This is a genomic window from Enterococcus malodoratus (assembly GCF_027659535.1).
GTDB lineage: Bacteria > Bacillota > Bacilli > Lactobacillales > Enterococcaceae > Enterococcus_A > Enterococcus_A malodoratus.
The window spans coordinates 63,190-81,782 of record NZ_JAQDPG010000015.1; the positions used below are offsets into that span (position 1 = coordinate 63,190).

The 18,593-nt window shown below is 38.7% G+C and carries 14 protein-coding genes; 12 read left to right on the top strand and 2 right to left on the bottom strand.

Annotation, left to right across the window (positions count from 1 at the left end):
* Positions 1-956: 956 nt before the first annotated feature.
* The 9 genes from PGP85_RS19530 to PGP85_RS21365 all read left to right on the top strand — a co-directional run bounded on the left by PGP85_RS19530 (position 957) and on the right by PGP85_RS21365 (position 12,493).
* Positions 957-2,534 carry an ABC transporter substrate-binding protein gene (locus PGP85_RS19530; protein ID WP_270328944.1) on the top strand — a complete coding sequence of 526 codons (1,578 nt, stop codon included), beginning with the start codon at positions 957-959 and terminating at the stop codon, positions 2,532-2,534.
* A 71-nt stretch (positions 2,535-2,605) separates the two neighbouring features.
* Positions 2,606-3,556 carry an ABC transporter permease gene (locus PGP85_RS19535; RefSeq protein ID WP_090406665.1) on the top strand — a complete coding sequence of 317 codons (951 nt, stop codon included), beginning with the start codon at positions 2,606-2,608 and terminating at the stop codon, positions 3,554-3,556.
* A gap of 11 nt (positions 3,557-3,567) precedes the next feature.
* Positions 3,568-4,470 carry an ABC transporter permease gene (locus PGP85_RS19540; RefSeq protein ID WP_251866800.1) on the top strand — a complete coding sequence of 301 codons (903 nt, stop codon included), beginning with the start codon at positions 3,568-3,570 and terminating at the stop codon, positions 4,468-4,470.
* The gene (locus PGP85_RS19545; protein WP_270328946.1) at positions 4,463-5,476 is read left to right on the top strand and encodes an ABC transporter ATP-binding protein; all 1,014 of its coding nucleotides are present in this window, start codon (positions 4,463-4,465) and stop codon (positions 5,474-5,476) included. Before PGP85_RS19540 ends, PGP85_RS19545 begins: the two co-directional genes overlap by 8 nt.
* A gap of 2 nt (positions 5,477-5,478) precedes the next feature.
* Positions 5,479-6,459: an ABC transporter ATP-binding protein gene (locus tag PGP85_RS19550; protein WP_270328947.1), complete on the top strand. Its 981-nt coding sequence runs from the start codon at positions 5,479-5,481 to the stop codon at positions 6,457-6,459.
* Positions 6,460-6,795: 336 nt separating this feature from the next.
* A complete protein-coding gene (locus PGP85_RS19555) occupies positions 6,796-7,314 on the top strand; it encodes a YehS family protein (protein ID WP_270328948.1) in 519 nt (172 codons plus the stop codon).
* 281 nt (positions 7,315-7,595) lie between these two features.
* The gene (locus PGP85_RS19560) at positions 7,596-8,321 is read left to right on the top strand and encodes a helix-turn-helix domain-containing protein (protein ID WP_270328949.1); all 726 of its coding nucleotides are present in this window, start codon (positions 7,596-7,598) and stop codon (positions 8,319-8,321) included.
* Between the two features lie 529 nt (positions 8,322-8,850).
* Positions 8,851-12,279 carry a hypothetical protein gene (locus PGP85_RS19565; protein WP_270328950.1) on the top strand — a complete coding sequence of 1,143 codons (3,429 nt, stop codon included), beginning with the start codon at positions 8,851-8,853 and terminating at the stop codon, positions 12,277-12,279.
* A complete protein-coding gene (locus tag PGP85_RS21365) occupies positions 12,260-12,493 on the top strand; it encodes an LPXTG cell wall anchor domain-containing protein (protein ID WP_408639908.1) in 234 nt (77 codons plus the stop codon). Before PGP85_RS19565 ends, PGP85_RS21365 begins: the two co-directional genes overlap by 20 nt.
* A 306-nt stretch (positions 12,494-12,799) precedes the next feature.
* On the opposite strand, the gene PGP85_RS19570 is transcribed toward PGP85_RS21365, so the two are convergent.
* Positions 12,800-13,252, bottom strand: a complete 453-nt coding sequence (locus tag PGP85_RS19570; RefSeq protein WP_010742936.1) for a DUF2188 domain-containing protein — start codon at positions 13,250-13,252, stop codon at positions 12,800-12,802.
* 429 nt (positions 13,253-13,681) lie between these two features.
* Here PGP85_RS19570 and PGP85_RS19575 point away from each other — a divergent pair, with 429 nt between their 5' ends.
* A complete protein-coding gene (locus PGP85_RS19575; protein ID WP_270328951.1) occupies positions 13,682-15,592 on the top strand; it encodes a mucin-binding protein in 1,911 nt (636 codons plus the stop codon).
* 84 nt (positions 15,593-15,676) lie between these two features.
* Here PGP85_RS19575 and PGP85_RS19580 read toward each other — a convergent pair whose 3' ends face one another.
* Positions 15,677-15,844: a hypothetical protein gene (locus PGP85_RS19580; RefSeq protein ID WP_090406685.1), complete on the bottom strand. Its 168-nt coding sequence runs from the start codon at positions 15,842-15,844 to the stop codon at positions 15,677-15,679.
* 185 nt (positions 15,845-16,029) lie between these two features.
* Between PGP85_RS19580 and PGP85_RS19585 the strand changes: the two genes are divergently transcribed.
* Together PGP85_RS19585 and PGP85_RS19590 are read left to right on the top strand one after the other, a co-directional pair.
* A complete protein-coding gene (locus tag PGP85_RS19585) occupies positions 16,030-17,322 on the top strand; it encodes a GntP family permease (protein WP_270328952.1) in 1,293 nt (430 codons plus the stop codon).
* 119 nt (positions 17,323-17,441) lie between these two features.
* Positions 17,442-18,578: a glycerate kinase family protein gene (locus PGP85_RS19590; RefSeq protein ID WP_270328953.1), complete on the top strand. Its 1,137-nt coding sequence runs from the start codon at positions 17,442-17,444 to the stop codon at positions 18,576-18,578.
* Positions 18,579-18,593: the final 15 nt, after the last annotated feature.

The following is an 18,593-nucleotide window of genomic DNA, read 5'->3' on the forward strand; positions in this document are numbered from 1 at the left end:
GCTGCTCGTATAGTGTGAAGTCGCAAGTAATTATGGTTAGACACAAAGGTGGAAAGGTTGGTCCAGCAGGTAAAACATTATCTAAAAAGACTAGCAGCAAACCTGCTAAATCAAAAGCAGGAAAAAACTTTAAAAAAAGTTCGATGGAAAAACGTTAGTTGTATTAAAGTTAAAAAAGCTTTTTAAGGCTTTTTTTAACGAACAAAATGGTAAATAACGCGGATTCATATCATAAATAGGGATGTTTTTTTGTGATAACACTTTTTTACTCTCAAATTAAACATAACTATTTGAACGTTCAAAAGGAGTTCTTCATTCTACAAAATAGATTTAAGCGGCATCCATAAACTCATTTCAAAGTCTTTATTCATTTTTCGTTATTTTGATAGTTTTATCATTCAATATTTTCTTGACAGTTCACGAGTATGAATGCTAATCTTTTTGTTGTCGAAAACGTTTTATTTTAATTATAAAACGATAATGAAAACAGATAGAGATGAGGTGAGAAAATGATCTTGAAGGTTGATTTCAATGAAACCATTCGCTATTACTGAACGAGCACTGAAATCTTAGCGTGTTCTAAGTCAGTATGTAAAGAACCATTTTCTCATCATATTTTATTAGATAAATAAACCGTATTATCGGAAATTTCTACACCCATTCTTTCTGATATTTTGGATAGTGAAGTTTTCCGTGATTTCTGGCTTTTTTTGTGTGTCCGAAACTTTTTTTTCATTTTCGGTTCACTGAGTATTTATTTAGGATATGAGAGAAAGCATGCTGTGGCTCGGTGTGCTTTTTTCGTGCTCTTAATTAATAGAAGATAAATAATCATTGAGAGAGGCGAGCTATTTCGGGTCAACATTCGATGTTTCAGTGAGAAGTGTTTTTTTGGAATCACTGCTCTATTTTATACAAGTTGGTTATGAATTTACTAAAATTTGGAGGAGTTGTTAGTGTTGAGAAAGTCAGTTTTGAAATATTTAGCAGTAGCATTATGTATGCTTTTATTATTAGCCGGGTGTGGAAGTTCTGGAGGGAAAAAAGCAGCGGATGGTGACAAGAATGCGGCGTCTGCAAAAAAAGAGGATCTTCGTATCGCCATTTCAGCGAATCCGCCTTCTCTAGATGCTCAGATCGCAAACTCTAATATTACAGCACAAATTGGTTATCATATTTTTGAGCCGCTTTTTGCTATGGATGAGAATTTTGAACCCCAACCGGTACTTGCTGATTCTTATGAAGTAAGTGAGGATGGCAAGGAATACACGATCAAGCTGTTAAAAGGTGTTAAATTTCATAATGGGAAAGAGATGACTGCTGATGATGTTGTGGCATCATTAAATCGTTGGGTTAAGGATTCACAAAAAGCCAGTACATTGATCGGTGGTTCTGTGTTTGAAAAAGTAGATGATTACACCGTGAAGATGACTGCTAACGAAGCTGCATCGGATATTATCACTGTGCTTGCGAATCCGATTATGTTTGCGGCTATTTATCCTGCGGAGATCGTAGAGGGTGCTGGAGAAAAAGGCATCAGTGAATACATTGGAACAGGTCCTTATAAATTAGCGAACTGGAAACAGGATCAATTTATCGAATTAGAAAAATTCGACGATTATAAAGTCAGAGCGAATGCGACTACTGGTCTGGCAAGTAAGAAAACAGCGGCTACGAAGACACTTACCTTTGAAATCGTAACAGATGCGTCAACGCGGATCGCAGGTGCTAAGAACGGACAGTATGACATCGTAGAAGAGGTTCCTCAAGATAATTATGAAGAGTTAGAAAAGGCGTCTAATTTAAAGCTGGATGTTACTAAAGGCGGAACACTTAATCTGTTTCTGAATACTACCGTAGGGGTAATGAAGAATCAGGATATGAGACAAGCTGTCTTGGCAGCGCTAAATATGGATGATATTCTCCTTGCAAGCTACGGAAACAAAAAACTCTATGATGTGAATCCAGGATGGTTTAGTCCAGAAGATAAACAATGGGGAAGCGAAGCAGGTAAAGAATACTATAATCAAAATGATCCTGACAAGGCAAAAGAGTTGTTAAAGAAAGCTGGATATAATAATGAGAAGTTAGTGCTTGTAACGACTCAAGATTACCCAGAGATGTACAATGCAACATTAGTTGTACAAGAGCAGCTTAAGAAAATAGGTGTGAATGCCGAAGTTGAGAGTTATGACTTCAGCACTTTTATGGAGAATCGTGCCGATCCGAATAAATTCAGTATGTATATCACCAGCAACAGTTACAATGTTCTTCCGATTCAATTAACTGTACTAGACAAGACTTGGGCTGGGCTGGATAGACCAGAAGTTACTGATGGAATCAAAGCGATGCGCTTCGCTGATTCTCAAAAGGATGCGAAAGCAGCATGGGACGATTTGCAAGGATTTATCTATGAATATGGCGGCGCAACAGTTCTTGGGCATTTTACTGGAGTGAATGCGATCAGCAATGACGTAGAAGGCTACGAATATATGAGATTCCCAATTTTTTGGAATGCAACGGTCTCAAAATAAGATATAGGCGCGGCGAGCTGCTATAGCGGCTCGTCGTTTTTTAACAGAAGTATAGTTAAAAGGAGTACATTATGTTTTCTTATATAGTAAAACGGATACTATCATTGATTCCAGTTCTGTTTATCGTATCAATCATCACCTTTTTAATTGTCTACCTAACACCAGGAGGACCAGCTACTGCCATTCTAGGGCTGGAAGCTTCTCCTGAACAAATTAATCAAATGAATGCACAACTTGGATTTGACCGGCCATTTCTCGTTCAATACGTTGATTGGTTAGGAGGAATTATTAGAGGAAACTGGGGCGAGTCTTATTTTTTACGACAATCGGTGATTTCTGCAATTGGCGAGTATTTTGGACCAACGCTTAGTTTAGCAATTGTAGCTCAAATTTTTGCAGTAATTATTGCTATGCCCCTCGGCATATTAGCAGCTTATAAACGTGGAACCGCCATCGATGTGGCGGCTGTATCTGTGTCGTTGCTCGGCTCTGCTCTTCCTGGATTTTTGTTGAGTATGTTTTTAATGCTGGCGTTTAGTGTATATAACCAGTGGTTTCCAGTAGCAGGCTATGTCGGTATTTCGGCAGGAATAGGCGAGTTTCTTAAGTACTTATTTCTTCCGGCTCTATCGCTAGGTATCGTACAAGCGGCCTATTTAACTCGGATGATAAGATCTTCATTATTAGATGTTCTGCACAAGAGTTTTATTCAAACCGCTCGTGCAAAAGGGTTAAAGGAGAAACGAGTAATCTTGAGTTATGGACTAAAGAATGCCGCGCCCATCATTTTAACTGCTATTGGTCAGTCTTTTGGCAGTCTCATAACCGGGACAATCGTTACTGAGACACTATTTAATATTCCAGGACTAGGTATGCTCACGATGTCCGCCATCAACCGTCGAGATGTCTTTGTGATACAAGGTGTCGTTTTATTTGTGACTTTGCTATATGTACTGGTCAATTTGTTAGTCGATGTGTTGTATGGATTTGTCGATCCAAGGCTTCAGCCGGGACGTAAGTAGGAGGTGGGAAAGTGCGTTTAACAAGAAAAAGCATTTCCGAAGTTGGTGTAGCTATCGTTAAGGAACAACAGCAGCTTCGTAAGGAAAAATTACTCACAAATCCAGCTCTCATTATTGGGTTAATTGGTTTTACAGCAATTTTTGCAGCAGCAGTTATTATTCCGCTGGTTAATCCGACAGATCCCAATGCAATGGCAGTTACGGAACGTTTTAATGCGCCCAGTAGTATTCATAGATTTGGTACGGATGAGTTTGGGCGGGATATTTTGATCCGCTTAATGTATGGAGCCAGAGTCTCTCTGTGGGTAGGAGGTTCCGTTGCGGTATTTTCTTGTGTGATAGGAACGGTAATCGGGATATATGCCAGCTATTTTAAGCTTTTGGATCATATCTTGATGAGGATTTGTGACGCCTTGATTGCGATTCCTGGGATACTACTAGCGATTTCTTTGATTACTACTTTTGGCACATCGAGCTGGAATGTCGTATGGGCACTCACAATCGTATATACACCAAGTGTCGCTCGGACAGTTCGAGCTAGCGCGATGGTCATTAAAGAACAGCCTTATATAGAGTCAGCTAAAGTACAAGGTTTCAGTAGTTTTAAAATTCTTTGGAAGCTGATTTTGCCGGGAGTTGTTTCTTCGCTTACTGTCCAAGCATCATTTATTTTTGCACAGGCGATAATTTCTGAGGCTTCCTTGAGTTTTTTAGGGGCGGGGATACCAGCTCCAGCCGCAAGCTGGGGGAATATGCTGCAGGATAGTAAGCTAGTTTTCTCAAAAGCTCCTTGGACAATGATTGCTCCAGGGCTTGCAGTAATCATTTGTGTTTTTAGCCTGAATCTTTTGGGTGATGGTATTAGGGATTATCTTGATCCGAGAGTAAAAGGAGGTAAAAAGTTTAGTGGATGAGCAAGCAGTGAAAGTAAAAAAAATAGTAGAAATTAACCATCTTAAAGTGAAATTCCCCGTTCGCAAAAAATGGCTTCCTGCAGTGGACGAGGTAGATTTAACGATTCATGCAGGGGAGATTATTGGTATTGTTGGGGAATCAGGTTCAGGGAAAAGTGTGATGTCGCAAACCATTTTGCGGTTGCGAGATCATGATACAGCAGTAAAATATGAAGGTGAGATTCTCTTTGAAGGCAAAGACTTATTGCAGAGCCCACTTTCGGAAATCAGAGAAATTCGCGGGAATGATATTTCAATTATCTTTCAAGATCCATTAAACTCACTGAGCCCTGTGCATACGGTTGAGAAGCAATTAAGTGAAGTTCTGATACTCCACAAACAGCTAACTAAAGACGAAGCAAGGAAGCAGACCATTGAAATGCTGCGTTTAACGGGAATTCCTGATCCAGAAGCCTGTCTAAAAAAATATCCCTTTGAGCTGTCAGGCGGGATGCAGCAAAGGGTAATGATCGCCATGGCACTTGCTTGTGAACCAAAACTTTTAATTGCGGATGAACCAACGACAGCACTAGATGTAACAATTCAAAAACAGATTTTACGCCTAATGAAACAATTGAACGAAACTATGGGAATGTCCGTACTTTTTATCACACATGATATGGGTGTTGTTTCCCAACTCTGCCATCGTGTTAAAGTAATGTACCTGGGACAAATTGTAGAAGATGCGGGAACGGAACAACTCTTTGATGAGCCATTACATCCTTATACAGAAGGGTTGATCTCTTGTATTCCCCATTTGGAGACCGAACGTGGTAAGTCACTTCCCACAATCCCTGGGACTGTTCCTTCACTTTCTGAGATTCCCAAAGGCTGCCATTTTTGTACCCGTTGTAAATATGCGGATGATCGTTGTTTTCAAGAACAGCCTCCGATGATAGAAGCACGGCAAGATCATTTTGTAAAGTGTTGGAAATATGATGAATCTGCTGCTTTGAGGGAGGATTAGCGATGGAGAGTAATTTGTTAGAAATTAGAAATCTTCAAAAAACATTTCCTATACGAGGGCAAAAATTCTCTCTTTTTGGTCAGAGAGAACAAATGCTTGCAGTGGATAACTTATCATTCAATATAAGGAAAGGTGAAACTTATGGGCTAGTAGGAGAATCTGGCTGTGGCAAGTCAACGACGGGTCGCATGATTGTTGGTTTGGAGAAACCCAGCTGCGGCTCGATTACTTATGAGGGCAAAGATTTATCTAAACTAAATGATAAAGAGTTTTTTCCACTGAGGAAAGAGGTGCAAATGGTCTTTCAAAATACGCTATCTGCATTGAATCCAAGACAAAGAATCGGCAGTATCCTTGAGGATATTTTAAAGGTACATGGTGTATCGGATGCAACTGAACGACGAGACCAAGCTGTTAAGGTTTTAGAAAAAGTTGGATTATCTGAATATCATTATTTCAGATACCCCCATGAGTTGTCAGGCGGACAAGTCCAAAGACTTGGGATCGCGAGTGCATTAGTAATCGAGCCGCGATTGATTATTTGTGATGAACCAGTATCCGCTCTTGATGTGTCAATTCAAGCACAAATCTTGAATACCTTGTTGGAATTGCAGCAAGATTTACGACTTAGTTTACTCTTTATTTCTCATGATATCGGGGTGATTCGATATATCTCTGATCGAATAGGAGTGATGTATCTCGGTACTTTAGTAGAAGAGGCAGAAACGGATGAGCTCTTTAAAAGCCCTCTTCATCCCTATACAAAAGGGTTATTTGCTTCTGTACCAGATCCTTATATTCGAAAAGAGAAAATTTCTGACTTTAGTGGAGAACAGCCGATTAGAACAAATAATTTTAAAGGCTGCGCATTTTGTACTCGATGTCCGTATGTGATGGATAAATGTGTTGAGAGGACACCGGAGTTTTTAGAAATATCTCCTGGTCATAAAGTGGCTTGCCACCTGTATGATAGTGCTGAATGAAATCATACAAGTTTGATATTTTATCAAATAGCAGATGATGTATAAATTTATACTAATAGTATGAAGCCCAATTCTCTTACTTTGATGATTGGGCTTTTTTTTTCCATTTATTGTCTTTTTTTGCGATAGAATTAGAAGTCGCACTATAGTGTAGGAAATTTTTTCCTGATTGAGAGAATAATGATGAGAAATAGATATTCAGGTAAAAATAAAACAGTGACCTTCTTGTGAGATGTCCATTACACTTCAAAAGATGGTAGTATAGGTAGACAAGATTTTTAGCTGGTTTGTTTCCAGAGAACGATTCAATTAGAAAAAAGATAATGGAGATAGTAGATGAATAATAATGATAGATTACTGCGTTTGAGATATGCGATAGATATTAAGGATACCGATCTGGTTAAAGCGTTTGATTTAGGTGGTATCACAGTGACCAAAGAGGAAGTACGAGAGATGTTAACAAGGGTGAAGGATACGGAACAAGAGGAAGATAATGTTTATTTAAAAGCTATCAACAATCAAGTCTTCGACTCATTTCTAAATGGTTTTATCATTCTTAAACGCGGCCCCAAAAACAATAAAGCACCTGAGGAAACACCGCTCAAGAGTAAAGAGATCAGAAATATTAATAACATTCTCATTAAAAAATTGAAGATTGCCCTATTCCTGACAAGTGAAGATATGTTGGCCATTTTTGCCGAGGCAGGAGTCTATCCTTCAAAAGGGGAACTTGGAGCAATTTTGAGAAAAGAAGGTCATCGCAATTTTAAACCTTGTGGCGATAAATACATGCGCAACTTTTTAAAGGGACTAGGATTGTGCTATCGAAATGAAGCGAATAAGGATAATCGATAATAATTATTTCAATTGTTTATAGAATGTGGCTCAATACAGGGAAGAAATGAATCTCAGGTGAAACAGGCAAAGCGATCCTTTATTTAAAAAATCTTTTATTCTTCTTTGCTGATTAATTTTATATTTGAATGAATAGATAAAAGAATTGGTGATATCGCCAATTCTTTTTTAGTTAATATCGACTGAAAAAGTGTGTATATTTGTTGAATTGGCGGGATGCTACAATATGTAGCTAGGTTTTTTAGCCCTTTTTTATTAGGCTTAAGTTAAAGGAGGACATTATGGATATCGGTTCAAAATTAAAACAACATCGAACACAGCGACAGTTGACCCAAGAAACAGTGGCTGAAAAATTACACGTTTCTCGTGGAACGATTTCTAGTTGGGAAACGGGAAGAACATTTCCAGATATCGAGAAATTGATTTATCTCAGCGAACTTTATGAGCTTTCTTTGGATCAGCTGCTAAAGGAGGAGCCTATAATTATGGAGACGATTGTTACAGAACGAAAGAAGTTGAAACGGTATAAATGGGTTAAGACTATTGGACTAGGATTACTTGTGTTTTTCCTACTGTACAATATCTATTGGTTTACAATAGTTTTTCCTCATAATGCAAAATTGAAAGACTGGACTCATACGTCGAGCAATAACTATTTGGAAAGAGATGGGTATATTTTCCAAGCACACGACCTCAAGTATCCGATGTTTTTACCAAACGGAAACATTTCAGTGGCTACTTATAAAAATGGCCCATTTTGGATCAGCATTGATGGAGATCAGGTTATGGTATCAGTCAATGAGAGTGATCCGTTGATAAAAGGATTGGAAAACAAAGAAGACTTTGGAATGATTCGAATGAACCGAAAGGATTTGAATAGTGCCGAATATACTAACTTGGATGGCAAAGATGGAAATTTAACTAAGCAGTTGTTAGCGAAACACTCTGTGGAGTTCACTAAAGCCTATCAAGCGACCGAACGTGTATGGAAGGAAGTTAATGAGTAAAGTGAAGCGAACTATGGGAGATTTAGAGACAGTTTAATAGACTAACTGAAATTTGAAGTCCAATCATCTTAATTGATGGTTGGACTATTTTTTTAATCTAACAGGAGGGATCAGTGCTGCTTAGAATATAAAAATAGTGAACAGACGGGGATAAGAAAGGGTAAGTTGTCTCGAGAATAGTTGAATTCTATTGAGTATTTAATAGCTGTTGACCTAAATACAACATGAGAATCAACGTGTTGTTATGGTGTTGATCTCAGACAACGTGTTAATGAAATGGTTGGATAAAAAAATATCAGTAATTATAAAACAAACAATTTGTGGATACTATATAAATAGATTATTATTATTCTAATTTGGGAAGAAAGCCCTTTACAGCTATTATTATGTGATTTCCTATTGGCTGTTTTGTGAATGAATGCATTTGAATATATCAAAATGCTTATGGTTATTACATGATTTTTTGCTTTAATCAAGCAATTTTATCTAGAAGTTAGTTGTCCGTATCTAACAAATTGGAGGAGAAAGTATGAATAGGAAAATAGTTAATATGTTAAGCAAGTTAGCGATAGTGACCATGTTAATGAATGGTGTATTATCAACTTCGCTTTTACTTTCAAGGACAGTTTACGCAGAAACGAATACGACGGCTAAACGAACGGATTCATCCTTAAAAAACCAAGTAGATTTGAACAAAAATGAATCCCCCGCAAAAACAACTACTGATAGCACGGTACCAGATGCAGTACAGCCAACATTCTCTTCTTCTGAGAAGGAATCAGAAACACCGGCCGATTCGGACGTAATGACCGAAAAGAATGAAGCAAATGCATTCAAACTGAATAAATCTACCGCGGCTAAAGTTGCGATTGGAGATCAACAAACCACCGGCGGTTTCCATGTTTCAAATATGGATTTTTTCTGGGATGGCCACGCACTGGTCGCTCCTACAAAAGAAAATCCAGCGAATGTAAGATATACATTGACTCTCGACGAAGCAAATCGTCAAACAGGAACGACTCCTTTTAACGAAGATAATGAAGCGGGCCATGATAATGATGCATCAAATGCAATAATTCGTACAAATGATACTCTGGACTATCAAGTGAAAATCTCTATTGCGCGAATAGATGGAGGGACAGAACAAATTACCAATCTGCCTACTTTATATGCGGTTCCTATTTTTCAAGATGACATTCGTGTGGGAAGTAAAAATTATCAACCAACAGGAACTTTTAGAAATAGTACCTATAGTAATTCCAAAGGAACGGTGACCTTTGCTAAATCCGATGGAGAAAAGGTTTCTGGGTCTATAAGTACAATACGTGGAACGGATTACACAACGACTACTTCAACAGGGACCGCTGTGACCAGAGATGTGAAACTAAAGGTTGGCGTCTTGCCTAATGATTTTAGCTTTTCAGTCGGAATCGTTCTGGCGGCTAAAGCAGACAATCTAGCTGCCGATTCTACAATCTACGGTCTTGCAAATGACTTAGAGCCAATCGCAGTTTCACAAAAGAGCAGTGCTAGTTTATCTGGAGTCTCCGCATCAAACTTTACCAATACAGATTCATGGACAAAAGATGATAAAATCGGGCCTAAAAATGTTAAGTACTCTTATCGAGTATACTTTGGACCGCAGTCTTCATTAGGAGGAGGCTCGTTAGGATTTAAAATCAATAATATGGAAGTGGATCACACAGGAACCTATGCTTTCGAAAATCAAAAAACACAAGAGATACCTATGGATCCTAAAAGTAATGCTGAAAGATATAAAGGATATGTTCCAAGCGACTCAAAATCAGGAAACGTTACAATACAATATGCGTCTGATGATTTGGGAAATGATCCCGTAGGTTCTCCAGTAAATTTCACGACATCTAATGATGATTGGTTAAAAAAATCGACATGGGTACCAACTGATCCTGCCAATGTAGTAATAAATCAATCAGCAATTTTTGCACAGATTACCTACGTGTTTAATGATTTGGACCCATACAATATCGGTGGCGAGTTAAATCCTGAAAATTTACGAGCTACTACTACCCGGTCGTTGACTTTATCACAGATAACTGCGAAGGACTTCTTTGACGATCCAGTTGTAGTAGAAAAACAGCCGACTGTTACTACATCTTGGACCTCCAATACACCGGGGATAATTGATGGAGCATTGCAGCTTACTAAAGATGATAGTAACACCATGACTTGGGATAAAAATACCGATGAGTATGGTAGGAATGTTCTAGCCTATTCAAGTAGTTCACAGCTTGCTCGTGTCGGTTTTTTGTACGCTCCTGAAAACTATAAAGAAGGAATGGAAGTTAGTGATGGAGTTCTTAAAGATACTGTTTTATGGGGAGCCTATAATAATGAAAGTTATTCACTGAACGAAAGGGATACTACACACAATTTTTACACAAAAGATGCTGATGGCAAGGTAACCGGTGAGGCTAAAGGAGTTTATGAGTATGGCGTACCGAAAGATCCTCAACAAAAAATTACTGACGAGTTTTTGCATAAGGCGACGCAAGATGATTTTATTTGGAAATATAAAGGTGATCCAGCTGGCGCAAATGGGGATAATCGAGTTGCGGCTTTCCGTGTGACATTACCAGAAACGGTATATGTTCAGTTCAAAAAATATAATGGAGAGATCAATCGTTGGGGAGCCTCGCCGCATATACAACCACTAAAGCCAACTCCAAAATTTATTGGTAATTCGGATAAAGAGGGAGTAACAAATCTAGTTGTGGCTCATGCGATTACGGCTTTTAACGGTGGCGAATCGAAAGACTATTTACGTCCCGACCCCTCTACTCCTAAACAATATACAAGCTTTAATGCTGTTAAGAATAAGAATCCCGACACTTGGCTAAGTTCAAATAAGCAAACGCCAAGTAATTATTGGATTGATTGGCTTGCATATGGCGTCACTGCCTTAAATGTAACAGTAGGCACGAATGCAGAAAAGCCATCTGTCACCTTGGGAGATTCCGATAAATTCAATTACTCGATGAAATTATCGACAGATTACCTTGAAGGATTTAAATCGCTGTCAAAAGAAGATCTGAAAAACCAATTGGCTAAAACAAAAATTACGATTACTTCATATTCAAAAACGGATGATAAACAAGATAATTACACCTATATAGGTAGCGATGGTGAAAAACATCAGATGTCTGTGTCTGTGGGACCAAGTAACACAACAATAAACTTTGATGATCCTAAAAATGAAGACTTGTTAAATTATTTGACCGATTCGATGTATCAATCCTTTGTCACCGGGGATTCCGGTACTGTTACGCTAAATTTTTCAGGTGGAGAATTTGTCACTACGAGAGCAGAAAATACTTCATATATCAATAGCACGATTAATTTCTTTGGCAATTGGGATCATGATAATGCTTGGTCAAGAGTTACGGCTACTACGCCCAATGGATTAGGTGTACTAGAAAAAATTGCACCAAAAACAGTAGGCAAACTAAGTTCAAATTACCAGATTCAGGTTTTTCCATACACCTTTAATGGTGGTTCGGAGAATAATCTGCGCGGAATTGTTCCATTACCAGTTTCCAAACAAGATGGCAGTGATTTTGCCGGTGCTTCTACGTTGACCAACATCACTAACGTTAATAGCAATGGGAAAACAGTGACTTTTTATTACTCTCAAAAGCAGAATCTTGATGTGAATCCTTCAGAACCAATTCAGGAAGGAAATGATCAAGGGTGGATCAAATGGGATGGTAAATCTGACAGTCTAAAAAAGGCAAAGTCGATTGCTTATCAGATTACTGGACCAACGAATAATGAAATGATGCAATTCAATCTTGATTTTCAAACTTCTGGGAATCAATATTGGGATCGGTATCGTCAACGTTCGTATGTCAATTCGGATTCAAAATATCATGAATTAGTTCCTTCTAACTATGTGCAATATGTTGTGTTCGAGCATTAAGAATACCTACAAACCAACTGTACCGCCAAAAACATCAAAACCTCCTAAAGGGCCAAAAAGCAAGAATCACCCGCCTGAAAAATTAAAAAAACAGCACCAAAGTTATCCAAAAACGGGTTCTGTTGATAATCATTGGTTGGTTATTCTAGGTGGTATCATCGTTGTATTGTTAGTTTTCCAAAATGCTATGAGCAGACGCCGTAAAAAGAACTAAGGATTAATAAAGTATGTGGTGCAAAATTGCACTGCATGCTTTTTTGTAATGAAAGGTATGAAATTACTGTCTGTACGAAGGGAAGATAAGTTCAGCACAATGGTTTTTTCAGTAATCTAATGAATAAGAAAAAACGTGAATACGACCGCACAATTAAAATAGCGGTTGTATTCACGTTTTTATATATAGAAATAATCAGCTGCTTTTCCTTAAGTAAGACAAAGAGAGCAGAAATTGAAAGAGTCGAGTTGGGGGACTGGTAAGCAACAATTTTTTCCCAGTTTTTTGTTCGATAAATAGTCCCGCTTACTCAGAATAATCAATTGTTTGTTGCAGAGTACCATCTTGTTTGTAGATTTTGACAGAAGAGTGCTTGTTTTTTGAGATTTCTTTTGCACGTTCAACCGCCTGTTCCTTTGTCTCGAAGGAATCACTGGCTTGATCGGCTTTCTCTGAACGAACCAGCCATTTGTCATCGTCATAGGTCACTTCAACATCGGCATTCATTAATTTTTTAGCATTTTTATTGGTAGTGTGGGAGTCATTCTTTTGCGGTGTCTTTGCTCTCTGAAAGTCTTTCTTTTCGTCTGCTGAAGCATCTTTGTACCATTTTTCTGCTTGGCTTGTTGCAATTGGAATCGCGCGATCATCAGGATAGCCATCGGCCAGTAGCGCATTGGCAATCGCAATCGCTTTTTTACGAATCAATGGGTCTAGGTTCTTCATCGAGGCAGGGTAATCAGTTAGGTTCCAAGGCATAAAACATCCTCCTTTAATTTTGTCTGTATCTCCAGCTTACTATATAAGTACTTGATTTAGAATTTATCTGTTTTGCTAATAGTAGAAAGGAAGAATAGTTTTCGTCACCTAGAATTTATTGTTTTCTTCGAGGGGGAAAAAAATTCTTTTTGAAGACGTTTGCTTGCATTTGTCAAAAAATAAAAAATATTAGCTGATTATAGGAATTGATTTTCAAGACCTTTCTTTTCATTTTCATTTGCAAAAGGACTAGAATGAATTCAAATAAAGAACCTCTTTACTACTTTAGTTTATGAAAATCAATTTCTGAAAATAAAAGCTGTTTAGTAATTGTCTTTGATTGCTAAAAGAAAAATAATGATTCGTTTGTTGAAGAGGTCGCTTTAAGTTGATGGCTCAGTCGGGAAAACAGTAAGGGAGAGTATTGATATGGATAAGAAAACTCAAATGAAACTATCCAAACAAACAAAGCAAAGGGTTTTGGCAGGAGTGACGATAGTTGGAGGAACCTTATTAAGCTTGAACTTTTCTGCTGATAATGCTCATGCGGCCGAAAATGCCAACGTAAATGAACAATCAACCGCACTCGTTTCAAGTGAAAAGACGACTCAAACAGAATCTACAAACGAACTTTCGTCGAATAAGACAAGTGGGAATAGTGAAACTCCTGAAACAGCTACTGTTCATCAAGGAAATCAAAATGATGTCTCAGCATCTGGGAATACAGAAGCAAGTGAAAAAGTTTCAAGTGATCAGGATAATAGTGCGGTCTTGAATAATTCTGCAAACAGTTCAGCTGTCAATGATGAAGCAAAATCAACTCAAGACTCAACGGTAGTTCCAGACAAATCAACAGATCAAGATTCAACTGTATCTTCGACTAATAATGTTCAAGTTGAAAAATCTAGCTCTAGTCAAACAACACAAAGTGGGAAAGTAGACTCAAATACTGTTAATACAAACGAAAAAAAATCATTTGAACAGTCATCCGATACTGAAGCTAATTCGTCTCAAAATAATACGGGACAAAAAAATACCGATTCATCGAAGAAGGCACAAAGTGATGATCGTTCTAATGCCTTAGAATTAATTCAAGCAGACAAGGCTGGAATTACGCCTGAACCCGTTCATCAAAATTGGTCCGCATCGTGGACGCATTCTGTTGAGGGCCAGGAATATAAATATGTTTTACAAATAAAAAATGGGAAAGAAACCTATTCAGGACAAATTGTTACTCATGGGGTCGGCTTGGATTGGGAACCAACGAATGACCTGATTCCTAAGGATGCAATTTTCAGAGAAGCAGGCTCTGCTGTTGGGAAATATCGTTTGTATTTAGGCGCTGACTTTTTAAAAATGCTGCAAGATAATAATCCGAATTTCAGTTTGATGTCTGATGAATGGATGAGTCATCCTGAGCCTGTTTGGTATGGAACATATTTTACTATTACACCTAGACCTGTGACGATAACAGTAGGCGACTATCAAAAATATGTCGGTCAAAAGGATCCTAGTTTTGCAGCTAACATAGAAAAAGCGGAGGATACTTCTAAAGCCAATACGGGACTTGTTGAGGGGGATCAATTGAACTATCAGCTTGTTCGCGAACCTGGAGAAACTGCAGGTACGTATAAAATCAATGTTGTATTAGGCGAGAATCCCAATTATATAGTAACGGTCAATGCAGGACAGTTAACGATTAAGGCTACTCAAGTTGTTCAAGAAAGCAAAGACGTTACTCGGACTATCAACTATCGTGTGGAAGGGGATGTGCAAGCCCCTAAGACGGTCATTCAAAAGGTTCGACTTGTCCGGGAAGTTACTGAAGACAAGGATACACACGAAATAATCAGTGCTGGTCACTGGTACGATGAAACGGCTACTTCTTGGGATAAGGTTTTGGCACCAAAAGTTGATGGATATACACCGGACATTTCTGCTGTTGCACTGCAGGAAGTCAATGAAGACACTTACGATACAGTGGTTCTTATTACTTATAAAAAGGATCCTAAGAACGAAGTACCAAATAAGGTGACCAAGCCCAATAAACCGGTTGAGCCAAACAAACCAAACAAACCAATTAAACCAAGTACCCCGGCAATACTGGTTCATTCGAATAAAAATCAAGAAAACAGTAATCTTACTCAATTCTTGAACTCGTCCCAAAAAACGATCGGCAGAGAAAGCAGTACAAGTAACAGAGGAATGACCAAGCTTGCGGCTGAAAAAGAATATCCTGCTACAGGGGAAAAAGAAAACAATATGACAATCATTGGTTTACTGCTTGTCTCGCTAGTTGGCCTTTGGGGTTATTTCAAAAACAAGTTAAAAAATAATTAGTTGAATTAAGAATAACGAACAGAAAAAAGACAAATAAAACTGCGCGTCCATAGTGGATACGCAGTTTTATTTTATAAAGAAGTGTCAATCTTTTCGAATTTTTGAGACATGTTTGCTGTGTCCGCCGATTCTTGCGGCGAACTGATCAGATTCTCGTTTGCTCTGGAATACCCAAAGCTTCTCAGGGTCTTTTTCACGGGTGCGTTGACCTTCTTTACCAATGTAACCATGGAGTACTTTGACAACATACATAAGATCACCTGCTTTTTGAAGTTTAGCTTATAGTATACGGATCGGTGATATGAAAGCAATGTTTCTGCCTATTTTCTAACTGCGACATGTGCACATGCACAAATGAAGCTGTAAATATACCAATTTTATTTATTGGGCAGATCGTTAAAATGGAAACGTAAACAAAAAATAAGGAGATGTTTCACATGTCAGCTATTACTATCCCTTGGTATGCAGCGATAATTGGTTTGCTTTTCGCGATATTCTTAATTTTGAGAAAAATGAATCCGGTTTATTCATTATTTTTAGGCGCAATTGTTGGATGTCTGATTGGAGGAGCATCTTTAAGTGACACAGTAAATATATTGATTGCTGGTACACAAAGTATTATGGGCACGGCGATACGAGTGCTGGCAGCTGGAATGTTAGCTGGTGTCATGATGGAATCGGGCGCGGCCGAATCGATCGCTCATGCAATCGTCAACAAGCTTGGTGCCAATAAGGCGATTTTATCATTAGCATTGTCAACAATGATCATCACGGCAGTGGGTGTTTTTATTCCAGTAGCAGTATTGATTGTCGCACCGATTGCTTTATCCGTCGGTAAACAAACGGGTATCAGCAAATTAGCATTGTTGACTGCCCTATCCGGCGGCGGGAAAGCCGGAAATATCATCTCACCAAATCCAAATACGATTGCAGCAGCGAATGGCTTTAAGTTGGATTTGAGCAGCGTAATGATTGCAGGTTTCATTCCAGCAGTATTCGGCTTAGTTACAGCAGTTGTCATTGCTAGCTTGATCAAAAAGAAAGGGATGATGGTCCAGGACAGCGATATTGGAGAAGAAGGCGAAAAAAAATTGATGCCTTTAAACAAAGCGCTGATTGCCCCTGTTCTATCGATTGTTTTACTGTTGATCAATCCGATCGGGACAATGCTTCATATCCATGTCTTAGCTAATTTAAAAATTGACGCGATGTATATCTTACCTTTTGCCTCGATTGTTGGTACGATTGCGATGGGACATGCACATCAAATTCGAGAATATTCTAAGGCTGGAATTTATCGGGTAACCGATACAGTATTGATCTTGATTGGTGCTGGAGCGATTGCCGGACTGATCTCTGTTTCTGATTTATCGAAACAAGTTGTTCACTTGATTGCTATCACAGGAATTTCTGGAACCTTCTTAGCACCGATTTCAGGTATTTTAATGGGATTAGCCGTCGGTTCAACTTCTACCGCAGTTATTTTGGCGACCGGCTCATTCGGCCATGCGATATTAGCGACGGGAACTTCTTCCTTGGCTGCTGCGGTAATGGTTCATACAGGTGCAACGATGATTGATAGTGTTCCTCAAGGAAATTATTTCCACATTACTGCGAATAGTATGCATATGTCGATTAAAGAGCGAATGAAAGTCATTCCTTATGAAATATGTGTTGGTGGTGTAATGACGATTGCGGCGACGATTTTATACGGATTTATTTTGAAATAAAAATGGCAAATTTGATTAAAACAAACTATAGAAAAGAATTTTGAGTAATAGAAAATGTAACAGTATGCTGTATAGATAGCGAGTAAGTTGATTTTTTAAGTAGAGTAAGGAGAAAAGCGATGAAGAAAACTTTTGTATTAGCACCAGATTCATTTAAAGAAAGTATGAGTGCAAAAAGAGCCTGCGAAGCAATGGAACGTGGTATTCGTAAAGTTTTACCTGACGCGGAAATCCTTCACGTTCCAATGGCTGACGGTGGCGAGGGAACAGTCGATGCGCTAGTTGACGGCAGCAAAGGAACTAGAGTCGAAGTAGTTGTTTCCGGACCGCTCCCAACAGAAAAAGTCACGACTTACTATGGTTTGTTAGCAGATCAAAAAACAGCCGTGATGGAAATGGCAAAGGCCAATGGGATCGAATTATTGGCCGAAAGAAAACGCAATCCTTTACTGACCTCTACTTACGGCACTGGTGAGATGATCAAAAGTGCTTTGGAACATGGTGTTGAAAAGATCATCATTGGAATCGGTGGAAGTGTCACGAATGACGGCGGGGCTGGAATGGCGCAAGCGTTAGGTGTCCGGTTGTTAGATGAAGCTGGTCGCGACTTGTCAGTTGGCGGTGGTGCATTGGCTAAATTAGCTACAGTAGATATAACAAATGTTGATCCTCGTTTGAAAAACACTGAGATCATTATTGCAAGTGATGTGACCAACCCATTGACGGGGCCTACGGGTGCATCTGTTGTTTTTGGTCCGCAAAAAGGTGCGACACCAGCGATGGTGAATGAGCTAGACAGCAATCTTGTTCATTATGCTGAGGTTATAAAAAAGGATTTAACGATTGATGTCAAAAATCAGCCGGGAGCTGGTGCAGCAGGCGGTTTAGGTGCGGGATTGTTAGTCTTTACAGGTGCTAGTTTGCGGTCAGGAGTCGAGCTTGTAACCGAATTGACGCATTTGGAAGATAAAATCAGTCAAGCTGACTATGTATTCACAGGCGAAGGTGGTATGGATTTTCAAACAAAATTTGGTAAAGTACCTTATGGAGTAGCAAAAGCCGCTAAAAAATATCATAAACCCGTTTTTGCTTGCGCCGGTTATATTGGCGAACAAGTCGAAGTTCTATATGACGAAGGTATAACTGCAATTTTTGGTATTTTAGGAAAGTCTAGTTCATTGGATAATGCCTTACAGGCGGGAGAAACCAATTTGGAACGAACAGTGGAAAATATCGTTCGTGTCTTATGTGTTTGAGCGGTGCAAAATTTT

Coding starts and splice junctions, on each gene's coding strand:
- PGP85_RS19570 (WP_010742936.1), bottom strand. CDS start 13,252: ATGCCTTGGAACCTAACTGATTACCCTGCCTCGATGAAGAACCTAGAC.
- PGP85_RS19580 (WP_090406685.1), bottom strand. CDS start 15,844: ATGTATGTTGTCAAAGTACTCCATGGTTACATTGGTAAAGAAGGTCAA.
- PGP85_RS19555 (WP_270328948.1), top strand. CDS start 6,796: ATGAATAATAATGATAGATTACTGCGTTTGAGATATGCGATAGATATT.
- PGP85_RS19565 (WP_270328950.1), top strand. CDS start 8,851: ATGAATAGGAAAATAGTTAATATGTTAAGCAAGTTAGCGATAGTGACC.
- PGP85_RS19560 (WP_270328949.1), top strand. CDS start 7,596: ATGGATATCGGTTCAAAATTAAAACAACATCGAACACAGCGACAGTTG.
- PGP85_RS19585 (WP_270328952.1), top strand. CDS start 16,030: ATGTCAGCTATTACTATCCCTTGGTATGCAGCGATAATTGGTTTGCTT.
- PGP85_RS19575 (WP_270328951.1), top strand. CDS start 13,682: ATGGATAAGAAAACTCAAATGAAACTATCCAAACAAACAAAGCAAAGG.
- PGP85_RS19590 (WP_270328953.1), top strand. CDS start 17,442: ATGAAGAAAACTTTTGTATTAGCACCAGATTCATTTAAAGAAAGTATG.
- PGP85_RS19535 (WP_090406665.1), top strand. CDS start 2,606: ATGTTTTCTTATATAGTAAAACGGATACTATCATTGATTCCAGTTCTG.
- PGP85_RS21365 (WP_408639908.1), top strand. CDS start 12,260: ATGTTGTGTTCGAGCATTAAGAATACCTACAAACCAACTGTACCGCCA.
- PGP85_RS19550 (WP_270328947.1), top strand. CDS start 5,479: ATGGAGAGTAATTTGTTAGAAATTAGAAATCTTCAAAAAACATTTCCT.